This is a genomic window from Flavobacterium sp. TAB 87 (genome assembly GCF_001529295.1).
GTDB lineage: Bacteria > Bacteroidota > Bacteroidia > Flavobacteriales > Flavobacteriaceae > Flavobacterium.
On record NZ_LLWK01000030.1, the window covers coordinates 28,124 to 42,710 of the forward strand.

The window sequence follows — 14,587 nt, forward strand, 5'->3', positions numbered from 1 at the left end:
ATTTGAGGCTTTTATTGTACTCTAAATACTATTTTCAAGCTTTAACTTTGATCCTTTATAACTCTGAATCTATGAAACTTTAATCATTTTGATTTTTGAAACCGAATAATTGTCCTTTTGCGAATAACTTGACATCTTGTTTTAATGCTTTACTGTTTCTTTTGGTCAATTCGGGTGCGTCCAGATCACTTAAGTCCGGTTTTCCTGCATTTACCCAAGCGGTATACCAAAAACTGGCTGTTGCAGTAATGGCTTTCTTCATCTGACTTTCTACCATTCCGTTTAACTCAGTATGAAGTTTTAGCGCGTAAGCATCAGAAAATCGAGCTGAGTTGTATTTACTTTTTACAATTTTTCCTTCAGCGTCCACCAAAAATACTTGATTTTCTGGCGTAGCATCTCTCAGTTTTTTATCGACAGCTAAAAGTGGTTCAACCAAACTGTGCGTATCCATCATTAAGGCCCAAGTGGCTTTGTGAACGTCTTCATAATACTCTGCTGGCGCAACATTAAATTTATAATCTTTCACAAACAATTCTGGCAGTCTGCTCTCCCAAAGAGAATGAATTCCTTTTTGGTTGGTCAATTGGCCATCGTGGTTTGCAGAAGTGTGCAACGGCATGTGCGCATCGCCAATATAATGTCCTAAATCGGCGGCCAAAAATAAAATTTCAGCTCTATTCTTATCTTTAAAAGCTTGCGTTAATTTGATCATCATTTCTTCAATGAACCAAGGTAAAGTACCATTGGTGTATAAAAACTTAGCGTCGTATTTTGCAGTGGCTTCAGCCATTGTTTTCGGAATGCTATCTAAGTTACCGAAATTTTCCATGTCGAAATAATGTCTCGGATTTTCATCTTTGTATTTCAATGCATACTTTCGAATGTCAGGAACAGAAGATTCTTGCGTGATAAAATCGATATGATTGTAAAAAAAAGGCAACATCGATTCTGGTAGCGCCATAACTGCCGCTTTATTGATGCGCTCATGTCCTACGATTCCCCAAGATAAGGTGATAAAACCTATTACAAGTGCCACTACTGCACTTGTTTTTCGATTCATTTTTAAGTTTTTCATGTGTGATTAAATTTGAACGGCAAAGGTATTTCTTTTAAAGATAATTTAATCAAAGTTGGATCAAGAATCTGTTATTTTAACTTTTCTTAAAAAAAACCAACTCTAATTATAAATAGTGGATACCGTCAGATTTTTTAAACTAAATAAAGAATAGCTAAAAGTGCTGCAGTTGCAATAAAAAGCCACAGTAAAACACCTTGCAATAATGGCATCACTCCTACCGCTTTTAAAACAGAAAAATTTAAACCTGAACCAATTAAAAAAAGTGTGATTGTTAAACCTATTTGTGCCAAATTTACAATCGTTGGCGCTACATATTTTATTTCAGGAACATAGCTGTTTAGCAACATTGCCACGATAAATAGACCAATAAAATAAGGAATTTGAATTTTAGTTTTTTTGTTTTTAAAGATAACTGAAGTTAGCAGCGCTACGGGAATGATCCATAAAGCACGCGCCAGTTTTACCGTTGTTGCAATTTGCAATGCCTCGGCACCGTAACGACTTGCTGCTCCTACTACAGAACTGGTATCGTGAATGGCGACCGCGCACCACAAACCGAAATCTCTTTGCGACAAATTAAATTCGTGTCCTAAATACGGAAATAAAAATAATGCAATGGAATTTAGAATAAAAATAACTCCTAATGCGACTGAAGTCTGTTTTTCTTCAGATTTAATGACTGGAGCAATTGCTGCAATGGCACTTCCACCACAAATTGCAGTTCCGCAAGAGATGAGATGCGCTGTTTTTTTATCGATCGCAAACCATTTTCCTAGAAATGTTCCTAAAAGTAATGTAGAAAATATAGAAGCAACTGTTAAAGTAAAACCTTCTTTTCCAGCTGAAATCGCGCTCGCCACGTTCATTCCGAATCCCAAACCTACTACTGAAAATTGAAGTAAAAAAGGTATTGATTTACTGCTAAAACTTTGAAAAGGATTGCCTGTTAAATTTGCTACTAATAGGCCTAAAAGTAAAGCGATTGGTGCGGAAATTATTGAAAAAAGACATAAAGCGACAACTACAATATATATAAATTGTTGCATTCGTGGATTAATTTCTAGTAACTGTTCTTGTGGCATTGAATTGACTTTCATGAGAATGATATGTTGGTTATTGTGTTGACAAAGGTCAGCAGAATAACTACAATTCGCCAATTGTAAATAACAATACGCTATAACTTTAAATTATAATGAGTAGCGAGATTATGAATAAAGAGTTCTGTTAGTGCATCCGATTTACCTTGCAGGGTAATGATATAAAAATACCGCTCAATGTCGAGTGATTGCACATCTAAAACCATTAACTCATTATTTTTAAGTTCTTTACTTACCGCGTGAATGGACATGAAAGCCACACAGTCGGAGTTTAATAAATACGATTTAATACTTTCGGTACTTCCTAAGCGCATTTCTATTTGCAGTTGATTGGGTTTTAAACCTGCTTTTTTAAGCTCATGTTCTATTACCTCTAAAGTACCAGAACCTCGTTCACGTGTAACAAACTTGAGTTTTTTTAAGTCATGTATTGTAAGTTCTTTTTGAGTAATTAACGAATGACTGTTGTTGCAGACCAAAACCAATTCATCTTTTAAAAAGGGACTGTACTTAATAGATTGATTTTTAGACTGACCTTCAACAATACCAATTTCAATTTCTTTATTAAGCAAAGCAACTTCTATTTGTTCCGTATTTCCGTTCAGTAAATTGACTTTAATATCTTGCATTTTCTGATGGAAACTAGCCAATAACGGCGGAATAACATACTGCGAAATAGTGGTGCTCGCACCCAAACGCAGCAAACCTTGACGCTCAGTAAGCAAGGTGCTCATGTCAAAGTCGATTGTGCGGTAAATTTCAAAGATGGTTTTCGTGTGTCTTAGAAGAACTTTTCCAGCCTCGGTCAGTTCAATTTTAGATCCGTTTCTTTCAAAAAGTTTAATTTTGTAGAGTTCCTCCAATTCTTGAATGTGCTTAGAAACCGCAGGTTGCGAAATGTACAATTCGGTCGAAGCTTTAGTAAAACTCAATCGGTTGGCAACTGCGTAAAAAACTTTAAGTCTGAAATCCATTGCAAAAATTTTAATTAAATGAAGTAATTTCTGGAAAACTATATAACATCTTTGTCCTACTAGCACTTTACTACATATGAAATCTAGTATGTTCGACTAAATGACAAGTTGCTAGTACCGGCTATTATGTGTTATGCTTTACCTTATTTTGGCGTAGATTTTCCCTTTCCAAAACATTTGCTTTTTTGGATTTTCCACATGATTAAATTTCATATCAAATTCAGCTTTTAATATTCCTCTTTGCATTGCTTTTTATCAACTTTAATTAATGCTTTATTGCAAAAAAAAGTTCGCTTTCCATCAGTTATACTATTTAATTCAATTCTCGGATTACTGACAATATCATTAATAATGTAAAAATTCAGAGTAGAATGTGTAGCAGCATTAGCTAATGTGTAACATTCAATAGAATCTTTGTTAAGCTTTTTTACCGTAATTTCTGAAACTCCAGCATACTCATAACACCAAGCTTCACTTTTTAAACTATGCTTACGTGAAAATGAAAAATCTCCTTTGAGATTTTCAACCCATTCTATCTTAAATTCTTTCCATGAATATAAATTAAAAGAGCAAAATGCAAGTACCACTACTAAAGTCATATATTTCATCGCACTGTTTTTTTAGCATTACACATAGCTTCTATATTTTGCAACTTCTCATCTTTATAATTTCAAAACTTCTTAAAGCAGTCCATTGTATTTCCTGATAAACCACTCTAAACTAAGAGCTACAGTAATACTAATTAGTAACCAGTACCAATCTATTAACGCGGTTTTTTTAGAAACTTTTTTCTGAATGGCTTTATAATCTTCATTTTTAATTAATTCCGCTACTAAATCGGAAACCTGATTATCAAAATACGCTTTCCCATTCGTTTCTTGCGCCAGCTGTTGCAGTTTATTTACATCTGGATTGACAAACTGCTTTTCGATATCAAAATCTAAAATTTCAAAACTACCAGAATAGGAAGATTTCGACTGCAATTTTTTCACAGTAAACTTATATTTCCCAGCATCCAAACCGTCCAAATTAACAGCGTAAGAATTGCTTCCCTTTAATAAATCATAATTTTTTGTTTGTTTGGTAGATGAATTAACAACTGAAATTGTCAATTGTGCTTTCTCATCAAACTCATAATTTTTACTGAAATATTGCGCATTGATTACAATTGTTTCGCCCGAATTATAAAAGCTTTCGTGCGTTACAACCAATGATTTTTTTGAACTATTAGAAGCTAAATATTGAATAATTTTATCAATAAACAGATCGTATTTAGCAAACGATTGCTCTTGAACATGACTTTGCAAACGCCATTTCCAACTATTTTCTCCTAGTAAAAAAGCAGACCGTTTTCCACCGTTTTCGGCGAAAGCCAATAATGGAGCATTAGTTGCAACGTTTCTAATCTTACTAGTTAATACATTTGAAACCGATCCGTTTGTGGTAATGTTTCCAAATGCATTTTCTAATGGTGGAAAATTTTCAAAACCAATGTCTTCCAAAGCAAATAAATTAAACTGCGTGTTGAAATCTGCGAGATAATCTTCTTTCTGATTACTCAATTTAAAAATCAGCGCATTTTGCTGCTGATTTAAAAAATTAAAATCGGTCGAATTTCCTGTAACTACAAAAGCATTAATTCCTGCTTTGCCATTAGCTTCAAAAAGTTTTTTGAAACTCGCATTGGGTTGATACAGTACCAAAACATTATAGTCTTGCAACGATTCGATTTGATTGGGCTTGAGCAAAACTACTTTGCGTTGTGCATTCGATTCAATGGCACGCTTTAGCGCCGCTATATCAGGATGATTTATCGCTGAAACAATAGCAACGGTAGTTTTTTGATCGATGACTTCGACCGCAAAATTCTTAACATTATTATAGCTGTTTTTTTCTTTTTCTGAACTAAAAACGGCTGCTTTAAATACTTGCAAACCTACTTGATCGGCAGGCAAAAGCACATTTAAAGTAGCTGTTCTTTTATTGCCAGAAAAACTCACTTTTTCTTTAGCAAATACAGTATTGCCCTTTTTTATGGTAAAATCGGCAGTTATATTTTTATTTCCAGAATAGCTCAAAAACACTTCTACGGGAAATTTATTCTTTAAAAAAGCATACTTATTTACGTTGAGTTGGTCAATTTTTAAATCTAAAAAAGTAGTGGTATCACCCACAATTACAGGGAAAATTTTATTTGTAGCCTCAAATCGGTACACATAATCATTTCCTGTAGTTTGATTTCCATCGGTGATAATAATTGTTGGATAGATACTATTCTTGTAAATGGCTTTCAGACCTTTGGCAATTCCATCAAAATTGGTTTGCTTCCCTTTAAAATCAAATGTTTTGTTGGCTTTAAAGTCCGAATCGAACTGAAATGATTCTACAGCAAATTTTTCTTGTAGCGCAGGATTTTTACTCAATTCCTGATACAATTCCATTACTTTTTCTTTAGAATTTAGAGCTTCAATTGAACTCGAATTATCGACGACAATTGGCAATGGTGTTTTAATAATTTCGAGTGAATTACTGGTAATTACAGGATTAATCAGCAAAACCAACAATGCAAAAATCGAAATAAAACGCAAAAAAGCCAAAAGCAATAGTACTTTTGACTTGCTTTTGGCTTTGTAATAATATTGAAAAAACGACAAACCGCCCGCTAATACAACTGATAAAAAGAGTAATAGAATGGTGTTTGTAGTCATAAATTGGATTGAAAAATTAAAAGATTGAAAAATTTAAGAATTACCAATCTTTAAATAGTTCAATTGTGAAATCATTAAATTATTAGGTTAACATTCCGCCACACACATTCATTACTTGTCCCGTCACATAACCGCTCATGTCAGAAGCAAAGAAAAGACAAGCGTTTGCTACATCTTCTGTTGTTCCTCCGCGTTTCAACGGAATTCCTTCTCTCCAGCCTTTTACAACATCTTCGCTTAATTTGGCAGTCATTTCTGTTTCAATAAAACCAGGAGCAATCACGTTACAACGAATGTTACGCGAGCCTAATTCTAAAGCAACTGACTTAGAGAAACCAATAACTCCAGCTTTTGAAGCTGCATAATTGGTCTGTCCCGCGTTTCCTTTTACACCCACAACTGAACTCATATTAATGATAGAACCAGCGCGTTTTTTCAAAAAAGTTTTCTGAATCGCTTTGGTCATATTAAAAACTGATTTCAAATTGACGTCAATAACTTGGTCAAAATCAGCTTCAGACATGCGCATCATCAAATTATCTTTGGTAATTCCAGCATTGTTTATCAAGATATCTACTGTTCCAAAATCAGCCAAAACCGCATCAACAAAGGTTTGCGCTTCATTAAAATCAGCGGCGTTAGATTGGTAACCTTTCGCCTTAATTCCCATCGCGTTCAACTCTACTTCCAAAGCATTGGCCGACTCGACCGAAGAGCTGTAAGTAAAAGCAATATTAGCACCATTTTTGGCAAAAACTTCCGCAATTCCTTTTCCAATTCCACGACTAGCACCTGTAATTATCGCAACTTTTCCTTCGAGTAATTTCATTTTCAAAAATAGTTTAAATTTTATTTAGGCCACAGTAAGCTTTTTTATTTGAAGCTAATCCTGCTGTCCGTTCCAATCTTTTTTGTTTTAAAGAAAAACAAAAAAGGATTTCCTCTAGCATCAGGGCTAAAAACGGCTCGTCAAATATAAGATATTTACTTTTTAAAAAAAACCACAATAGCTATAAGATGCTTTTTTAGCTAAATTTGGTTTATCAAATAAAAAAAACCGCTTCTTACTCAGAAACGGTTTTTACTATATCTAGATTAAAGCACAATTAGTCTATTGCTCTTTTAGTAATTTCACCAAAAGCATCAATTCTTCTGTCTCTAAAAAAAGGCCAATTCTGACGGACATTTTCTTGTAAATCTAAGTCGACTTCGGCAATTAAAATTTCTTCTTGATCGTTCGATGCTTGGGCTAAAATTTCTCCTTGAGGCCCTGCAATAAACGAAGATCCCCAAAACTGAATTCCTTCTGTTCCTGGTATGTATTGCTCTAAACCAATACGGTTTGCTGCTGCAACATAAACCCCATTTGCAACCGCATGTCCTTTCATTACATTCATCCAAGCACCATGTTGATTCTCTCCATACTGCTCTTTTTCTTGCGGATGCCATCCAATTGCTGTAGGATAAAATAATACTTCAGCACCTTTTAAAGCTGTCAATCGAGCTGCTTCTGGGTACCATTGATCCCAGCAAATTAAAGTTCCGACTTTTCCTTTTTGAGTTTGAAAAGCTTGAAACCCTAAATCACCTGGTGTAAAATAGAATTTCTCATAAAAATGTGGATCATCTGGAATGTGCATTTTACGGTACAAACCTGCTTCTGTACCATCTGCATCAATAATGTATGCACTGTTATGGTAAATTCCGGCCATTCTTTTTTCAAAAAACGGAACAATAATAACAACGCCTAATTCTTTTGCTAAAGCGCTAAAGGCAATAAACGATGTGCTATATAAAGGCTCAGCCAAAGCAAAATTATCAACATCTTCGCTCTGACAGAAATAATGACTACTGTATAATTCGGGCAATAAAATAACTTCCGCACCTTTATTGGCCGCGTCCCGAACCCATTTTAAACATTTTTTTAGGTTGTTTTCGGCAACGTCGTTTAAGTTCAATTGTATAACCGCAATTTTGTACTTTTTGTTTGGCATGATATAAAATTTAGTCAGCAAAAATAGGCAAATAAATGAAGAGATTTTGTAAATGAATTATAAAGTTTGATCGTTTGTAATCACAATTCATTCCTTGAAAAAATAATAAAAATTATTCCAGCTGAAAAATAAAAGATTCTAAAGGTTGCATTTCAATTTGAAGCATTCCAACTCCATTTTTTACTAGTAAATTAGTATTGTTTTTTGGATACAACTGATCTTTCATCTGGTAGGCTCCATCTTTTAAATTCCATTTTAAAATTAAGTCAGACGGAAATATTAAATCAAATTTTATATTTTCTTCAGAATCAAAATTAGTAACAACAAGTAATTTTTGCTTAGTAGACCAACGTGCGAACGAATATACATTTTGAGGATAAGCCGCTGAATTAATTCTGTTGTAGGTTTGAATTTCTTGGTAATCGCCCATCAATGCAGGACTAGAAATTGTAAAATTCAGCAATCTCTTATAAAAATCACGCAATTCTTTTTCAGCTGTTGTTAATTGTGTTCCATCAAATTTACCCTTGCTCATCCAACGTTGATGATTAGGAACACCGATGTAATCAAAAATTGATGTTCGAGATTCCGTTCCAAAACCTGCATTTTCGGCTGCCTTTTCACCTACTTCTTGTCCAAAGTAAATCATTGTTGGCGACGTACTCACGGTTGCCGAATACACCATCATTGGCTTACCTTTTTCTGCATTTCCTGCAAATTCTGGACTTGCAATACGCTGCTCGTCGTGGTTTTCTACAAAATGTAACATCTGATGTTCAATATCACTCATTTCTTTTTGTATCCAACTCAATCCATCTGGATTTGATTTTCCTTGAATTACGTCTTTCAATTTATCATACGTTTCGACTTTATCATACAAATAATCCATTTTTCCTAAATGAATGTAATTGCGGTATTCCTTCGGATTATAAACTTCAGCCATTAAAAAAGCATTTGGATTTTTTACTTTAATCGCCGAATTCATATAGCTCCAAAACTCATACGGAACCATTTCTGCCATATCGTATCGAAACCCGTCTACTCCTTTATCGATCCAATACAAAGCAATGTCTTTAAACTTTTTCCAAGAATCTGGCACGTCTTTGCTTTTCCAAAAATTAAAATGCTCTTGATAGTTTTTCTTTTCAAAACCAACAGGTAATTCTGAAAAATCTTTAGTTCCATCAGGACGAACGCCATAATTTACTTTTACAGTTTCGTACCAATCATTAAGATCAGGCTTTGTTTTTCGGGATCCATTTCCCGTCCATTTTGCAGGATATTCGTCAAATTTCCCATCAATCAACGGGTTGCTTTCTTGATTTAACGGCACATCTCCATCCGGAATTTCAAATGCTTCATTGGGAATATAATAGAAGTTATTGTTACGTTTGTATTCCATGGAAGTATCGTCATTTTTTCCAAAATCAACCACTCCATCAGGATTTGTTTTTCCGTCGTACTTACGAGCGATGTGATTGGGAACAATATCTATAATAACCTTTAAATCGGCTTTGTGTGTTCGCGAAATTAGTGCTTCAAATTCTTGCAAACGATTTTCTGGATGTACAGCCAAATCTGGATTTACATTGTAGTAATCTTTAACCGCATAAGGCGAGCCCGCTCGACCTTTTACGACTTCTGGATCATCATTAGAAATGCCTAACGAAGTATAATCAGTAACTACGGCGTGATGTGGAACGCCAGTATACCAAACATAAGTCACACCCAACTCTTTAATTTCTTGCAATGCTTTTTGATTAAAATCATCAAACTTACCTACTCCATTTTCTACAATTGTTCCCCACGGCTTATTGTTTGTATTTTGATTGCCAAACAAACGGGTAAAAACCTGATAGACGACAATTTTTTGATTTTTAGACTCAGAATCTTTTTCGGATACAATTGTATTTTGCTGGGTTTTACAGCCAGATGTAAGGAGTAAGACAGAAAGTGGTACGTATAGTAATTTGTGCATAATTTTTTGACTTGGAAATAATTAATAGTTTTAAAATTAAACTTTATTTTCAGATTGGATTGCAATCCACGAGCATAAACCTTTTTAAAGGCTACTTTTCTCCCACTACAACGAGAGAGTGATTGATTTTGTTAATAATTTAAAGGCAGACAATTCCAAAATCAATTATAAATAATTCCTAATTAACAGCGGGGTTGATTGGTTTTTGTTAAATTTGACAAAAATCTAAAAACGTTGAAAAAAATACTTTTTTTACTCTTTTTTGTTTCGCTACTGCTAAAGCTTAATTTTTCTTTCGCGCAAGCGCCAGCACCGAAAAAAATAAATATTGAGCATTCTGATTATGCTGATATGAATCAGACTGAAATTCCCGATGCTTTTTTACTAACTGGAAATGTAAAAGTGAGTCATGATGGCGTGGTTTTAACTTGTAATAAGGCTTATTTTTTTCAGAAGGAAAATTACCTAAAAGCGTTCGGAAATGTGCAATTAGTGCAAGGGGACACCTTATTTTTAAACAGCAAATATGCCGAGTACAACGGAAATGTAAAGAAAGCTTTTGCAACAGGTAATCCTGTAATGACTTCGCCTGATGCCACTTTAGAATCAGATACCATAAATTTTGATCGAAATATTCAGCAAGTATATTACAATACCAAAGGAACCATTGTCAACAAAGACAATACCTTGGTTAGTAAAGCTGGTCGCTATTTCGTGAAAGAAAAAAAGTTTATATTTTTAGATAAGGTGGTAATTACCAATCCGACCTACGTTATAAAATCCAATCATTTGGATTATTACACCAATTCGGGTCATACTTATTTATCAGGACCTTCTACAATTACTAGTAAGACCAATTATATTTATACAGAGAAAGGTTTTTACGATACCAAGAAAAACGTAGCACACTTGCTCAGAAAATCGTACATCAAATACGACGATCGACGTATTGAAGGCGATAGTCTGTTTTACAATAGAAATACCGAATTTGCGTCTGCTACTCGAAATGTAAAAATTACCGATTCTATTAATCGTGGCGTTGTAAAAGGACATTATGCCGAAGTGTACAAGCAAAAAGATTCGATGTTTGTGACTAAAAGAGCCGTTGCGATCAATTTTGTAGATAACGATTCCGTTTACATTCATGGAAAAAAACTAATGGTTACAGGCAAAGAAGACAATCGTATCATTCGTGCTTACAATAATGTTCGTTTTTATAAAACGGATATGAGCGGAAAATGTGACTCCATCCATTCGAGCGCCAAAACAGCTTTAACTAAATTAATTGGAAGCCCAATATTATGGAATGGCGAAAGTCAAATTACGGGAGACATAATGCATCTTGTTGGTGACAACACAACAAAAAAAATTGATTCTCTCAAAGTTTTAAACAATACTTTTATAGTGTCAAGAGACACTTTAGGAACTGGATTCAATCAGGTAAAGGGTCTCAATTTATTCGGGAAGTTTAAAGAAGGTAAACTACACGATGTAGATGTGGTAAAAAATACCGAGGTTATTTATTATATGAGAAATGACGCCAATGAACTTATTGGAATAAATAAAAATAAGAGCAGTAAGATTAATATGATTTTGGAAGATAATGCAGTGGAAACTATTACGTTTTTCAATAACGTAGATGGTGATATTTTCCCGGAGGCCGACTTACCAGAAAGTGCTAGAAAATTGCGAGGTTTAGTCTGGCGCGGAGACGAACGCATCAAATCAAAAGACGATATTTTTTCGGAAGAAGAAAACCAGATGAATGATAAAATGATTGCAGAAGGAAAAAAAGAAGCAAGCAAAGAGAATACTCCAATGAAGATTAGGAAAGAGACTAAAAATTACGATAAAAAGAAAGGGAAGAAATAAGTCGTACGTATTAAGTATTAATTGTAATTTATTAACTGATTGTTTTTACGATTAAACATAAAATTCTTGTCCTATAAAAAGTCTTTGTAACTTTGCCCCTTTAAAAATAGCACCTCAAAATAATGAACTCCGATTTTATAAAATACCAAGCACAAACCTCTCCTTATCCTTTAGGAATGGAGGTTTCATACGCCAAAGGATCCTATATATACGATACGAATAATAAAAAATATTTAGACTTTGTAGCCGGAGTTTCAGCTTGTACTTTAGGACATCAAAATTTTCGAGTAAATCAGGCTATAAAAGATCAATTGGATAAATATTCGCATGTGATGGTTTATGGTGAATACTCGCAAAGCCCAGCAGTAGAATATTGCAAATTGATGGCGTCGCTCCTACCAGAAACTTTAAATAAAACCTATCTGGTCAATTCTGGCACCGAAGCGATTGAAGGCGCTTTAAAACTGGCACGACGAGTAACAGGTCGTAGTCAGCTTATTTCGTGCTTTGATGCCTATCATGGCAATACCATGGGCTCTATGAGTGTAATGGGAAAAGAAGAGCGCAAGCAAGCATTTCGTCCTTTATTGCCAGATGTTGCTTTTATCACCTTTAATAATGAAGCTGATTTAGAAAAAATAACAACAAAAACTGCTGGAGTTCTTCTCGAAACCATACAAGGTGGAGCAGGATTTATTCAGCCAGAAAATAACTATCTGCAAAAAGTACGTGAACGTTGTGATGCCGTTGGCGCCATGATGATTTTAGATGAAATTCAGCCTGGATTTGGTCGTACTGGAAAATTATTTGGATTTCAAAATTACAATGTCATTCCAGATATTGTGGTTATGGGCAAAGGAATGGGTGGCGGAATGCCTGTTGGTGCCTTTACCGCTTCCTCAGAAAAAATGGACTTACTAACTGATAATCCTAAACTCGGACACATAACTACCTTTGGAGGTCATCCTGTCATTGCGGCAGCTTGTTTGGCAACCTTGCAAGAAATTACCGAGACTAGTTTGATGTCAGATGCTTTAGCAAAAGAAAAACTGTTCCGATCCCTTTTGGTACACCCTTTGATAACGGAAGTCAGAGGCAAAGGTTTAATGCTTGCAGCAATGACCGAAACAGCCGAAATTACCAATCAAGTAATTTTAAATTGTCAAGATAAAGGTCTGATTTTGTTTTGGTTATTATTTGAAGGTTGTGCCATTAGAATCACTCCTCCGTTGACCATTTCAGAGACAGAAATTAAACAAGGTTGCGCTATCATCTTGCACGTTATGGATGAAATTTTAGAACAACAAAAAGTAAAGTAAAATTAAAGAAAGTTGGCTGACGAATAATTTTAAAGCTAATTTTAATTCAATAATAAAAGAAACGTTCCGCATTGTTAATTAAATTGTTCAAAACAATTCAATCTTTAATTTTTTAAGACAATCGGGTTGCCTAACTTTAGGTTGGGCTAATTTCAAAAAAACAGAGTATGCAGTTAAGCAACGAAGAAGAAGATTATAACCTATCTCTATCCAAATTTGAGTCGATGTTAAAAACTAACAAAGTGCTCTTTTTTGATTCTGAAGAATTTGAAGAAATCATTCTTCATTATTTAGACATGGGAAAGGCTAATTTAGCAAAAAAGGCCTTAAAGTTAGCACTAGATCAACATCCCAAATCTACCGGCTTAAAATTAGTTCAAGTAGAAATGCTAGTGTATGACGACAAACTCGAACTGGCAGAGAAACTCTTAAATGAGTTATATGCGATAGAACCGACGAACGAGGAAATTTACATTCAAAAAGCCAACATCTGTTCTAAACGCGATCAACATGAAAAAGCAGTTGAATTGCTAAATATTGCTTTGGAATATACTGATGACTATGCCGATGTCTATAACTTAATTGGTATGGAGTATCTCTTTATGGATAATTTAGAGATGGCAAAAGACAGTTTTATTAAATGTTTAGAAGAAGATTTAGAAGACCAATCGGCCTTGTATAATGTGGTGTACTGTTTTGAATTTTTAGATCAAAATCAGGAAGCCATTGCGTATTTGAATAAATATATTGATAAAAACCCATACAGCGAGATTGCTTGGCACCAAATGGGCCGTTTGCATTATGGTGTAAAAGAATATGAAAATGCCATTCGTGCTTTTGATTATGCAACCTTAATTGATGACGAATTTTTGGGCGCTTTTATGGAGCGAGCCAAAGCTTACGAACGTCTTAAAAAATATTCTGAAGCAATCGAAAGTTACAACCGTACAATTGAGTTAGACGATGCCACTTCTTACGCCTTACTGCGCATTGGAAAGTGTTACGAACGTTTAGGCAACAATGTACTTGCTTTAAAATATTACAATAAAACGGTTCATGAAGATCCTCTTTTAGACAAAGGTTGGATTGCCATAACTGATTTTTATGTGCGCCAGAAGAACTATCAAAAAGCCTTATTTTTTGTCAATAAAGCCCTGGCTATTGACAATCAAAATCGCATGTATTGGAAGCGCTACGCAACGATTAACAAACACATGAACTTGTTCGAAGAGGCTGAATTTGGTTTTAGAAAAGCAGTTGAATTTGGTGATCACGCATTAGATACGTGGTTGTTTTGGGTAGATATTCTACAATTTTTGGGAGAATTTGATAGCGCCGTGCAAACATTGTTACAAGCAACTGAATATTTTCCAGAAGAAAATGAAATTGAATATCGTTTGGCTGGATTGTATTTTATGTTGCAAGAATTGACCAAAGCAAAGTTTCATTTGAGCAATGCGTTGCGATTGAACTTTGATAACTATATCTTGATAGAAGATTTATTTCCAGTAGTTTGGACCAAAAAATCAGTTCAAAATTACATTTCAAAACACAAAAAATAAAT

General features: G+C 34.5%; 11 protein-coding genes. 3 read left to right on the forward strand and 8 right to left on the reverse strand.

The features are described from left to right. Positions 1–79: 79 nt before the first annotated feature. The 8 genes from AP058_RS03050 to AP058_RS03085 form a co-directional block, all read right to left on the reverse strand. Positions 80–1,078 (reverse strand): zinc dependent phospholipase C family protein, encoded by a 999-nt coding sequence (locus tag AP058_RS03050; protein ID WP_066306818.1) that lies wholly within the window; start codon positions 1,076–1,078, stop codon positions 80–82. A 134-nt stretch (positions 1,079–1,212) separates the two neighbouring features. Continuing rightward, positions 1,213–2,178 (reverse strand): YeiH family protein, encoded by a 966-nt coding sequence (locus AP058_RS03055; RefSeq protein WP_066306820.1) that lies wholly within the window; start codon positions 2,176–2,178, stop codon positions 1,213–1,215. A 77-nt stretch (positions 2,179–2,255) separates the two neighbouring features. Beyond that, positions 2,256–3,152, reverse strand: a complete 897-nt coding sequence (locus AP058_RS03060) for a LysR family transcriptional regulator (protein WP_066306822.1) — start codon at positions 3,150–3,152, stop codon at positions 2,256–2,258. Between the two features lie 227 nt (positions 3,153–3,379). Continuing rightward, on the reverse strand, positions 3,380–3,760 hold the full coding sequence (locus AP058_RS03065; protein WP_157492595.1) for a hypothetical protein: 381 nt from the start codon (positions 3,758–3,760) through the stop codon (positions 3,380–3,382). 72 nt (positions 3,761–3,832) lie between these two features. Beyond that, entirely contained in the window at positions 3,833–5,860 is a 2,028-nt protein-coding gene (locus AP058_RS03070) for a hypothetical protein (protein ID WP_066306827.1), read from the reverse strand. Positions 5,861–5,942: 82 nt separating this feature from the next. Further along, a complete protein-coding gene (fabG, locus tag AP058_RS03075) occupies positions 5,943–6,689 on the reverse strand; it encodes a 3-oxoacyl-[acyl-carrier-protein] reductase (RefSeq protein WP_066306828.1) in 747 nt (248 codons plus the stop codon). A 277-nt stretch (positions 6,690–6,966) separates the two neighbouring features. After that, entirely contained in the window at positions 6,967–7,854 is an 888-nt protein-coding gene (locus AP058_RS03080) for a carbon-nitrogen hydrolase (protein ID WP_066306831.1), read from the reverse strand. A gap of 112 nt (positions 7,855–7,966) precedes the next feature. Beyond that, positions 7,967–9,832: an alpha-amylase family protein gene (locus AP058_RS03085; protein WP_066306832.1), complete on the reverse strand. Its 1,866-nt coding sequence runs from the start codon at positions 9,830–9,832 to the stop codon at positions 7,967–7,969. Between the two features lie 234 nt (positions 9,833–10,066). Here AP058_RS03085 and AP058_RS03090 point away from each other — a divergent pair, with 234 nt between their 5' ends. The 3 genes from AP058_RS03090 (at position 10,067) to AP058_RS03100 (ending at position 14,585) form a co-directional block, all read left to right on the forward strand. Next, positions 10,067–11,704 (forward strand): OstA-like protein, encoded by a 1,638-nt coding sequence (locus tag AP058_RS03090; RefSeq protein WP_066306935.1) that lies wholly within the window; start codon positions 10,067–10,069, stop codon positions 11,702–11,704. A gap of 122 nt (positions 11,705–11,826) precedes the next feature. After that, a complete protein-coding gene (locus AP058_RS03095) occupies positions 11,827–13,023 on the forward strand; it encodes an aspartate aminotransferase family protein (protein WP_066306833.1) in 1,197 nt (398 codons plus the stop codon). A gap of 167 nt (positions 13,024–13,190) precedes the next feature. Beyond that, the gene (locus tag AP058_RS03100; RefSeq protein WP_066306835.1) at positions 13,191–14,585 is read left to right on the forward strand and encodes a tetratricopeptide repeat protein; all 1,395 of its coding nucleotides are present in this window, start codon (positions 13,191–13,193) and stop codon (positions 14,583–14,585) included. The last annotated feature ends 2 nt before the right edge of the window (positions 14,586–14,587 follow it).

Excerpts from the sequence above, each read along its gene's own strand:
- AP058_RS03050 (WP_066306818.1), bottom strand. The coding sequence starts at position 1,078 with ATGAAAAACTTAAAAATGAATCGAAAAACAAGTGCAGTAGTGGCACTT.
- AP058_RS03055 (WP_066306820.1), bottom strand. The coding sequence starts at position 2,178 with ATGAAAGTCAATTCAATGCCACAAGAACAGTTACTAGAAATTAATCCA.
- AP058_RS03060 (WP_066306822.1), bottom strand. The coding sequence starts at position 3,152 with ATGGATTTCAGACTTAAAGTTTTTTACGCAGTTGCCAACCGATTGAGT.
- AP058_RS03065 (WP_157492595.1), bottom strand. The coding sequence starts at position 3,760 with ATGAAATATATGACTTTAGTAGTGGTACTTGCATTTTGCTCTTTTAAT.
- AP058_RS03070 (WP_066306827.1), bottom strand. The coding sequence starts at position 5,860 with ATGACTACAAACACCATTCTATTACTCTTTTTATCAGTTGTATTAGCG.
- fabG (WP_066306828.1), bottom strand. The coding sequence starts at position 6,689 with ATGAAATTACTCGAAGGAAAAGTTGCGATAATTACAGGTGCTAGTCGT.
- AP058_RS03080 (WP_066306831.1), bottom strand. The coding sequence starts at position 7,854 with ATGCCAAACAAAAAGTACAAAATTGCGGTTATACAATTGAACTTAAAC.
- AP058_RS03085 (WP_066306832.1), bottom strand. The coding sequence starts at position 9,832 with ATGCACAAATTACTATACGTACCACTTTCTGTCTTACTCCTTACATCT.
- AP058_RS03095 (WP_066306833.1), top strand. The coding sequence starts at position 11,827 with ATGAACTCCGATTTTATAAAATACCAAGCACAAACCTCTCCTTATCCT.
- AP058_RS03100 (WP_066306835.1), top strand. The coding sequence starts at position 13,191 with ATGCAGTTAAGCAACGAAGAAGAAGATTATAACCTATCTCTATCCAAA.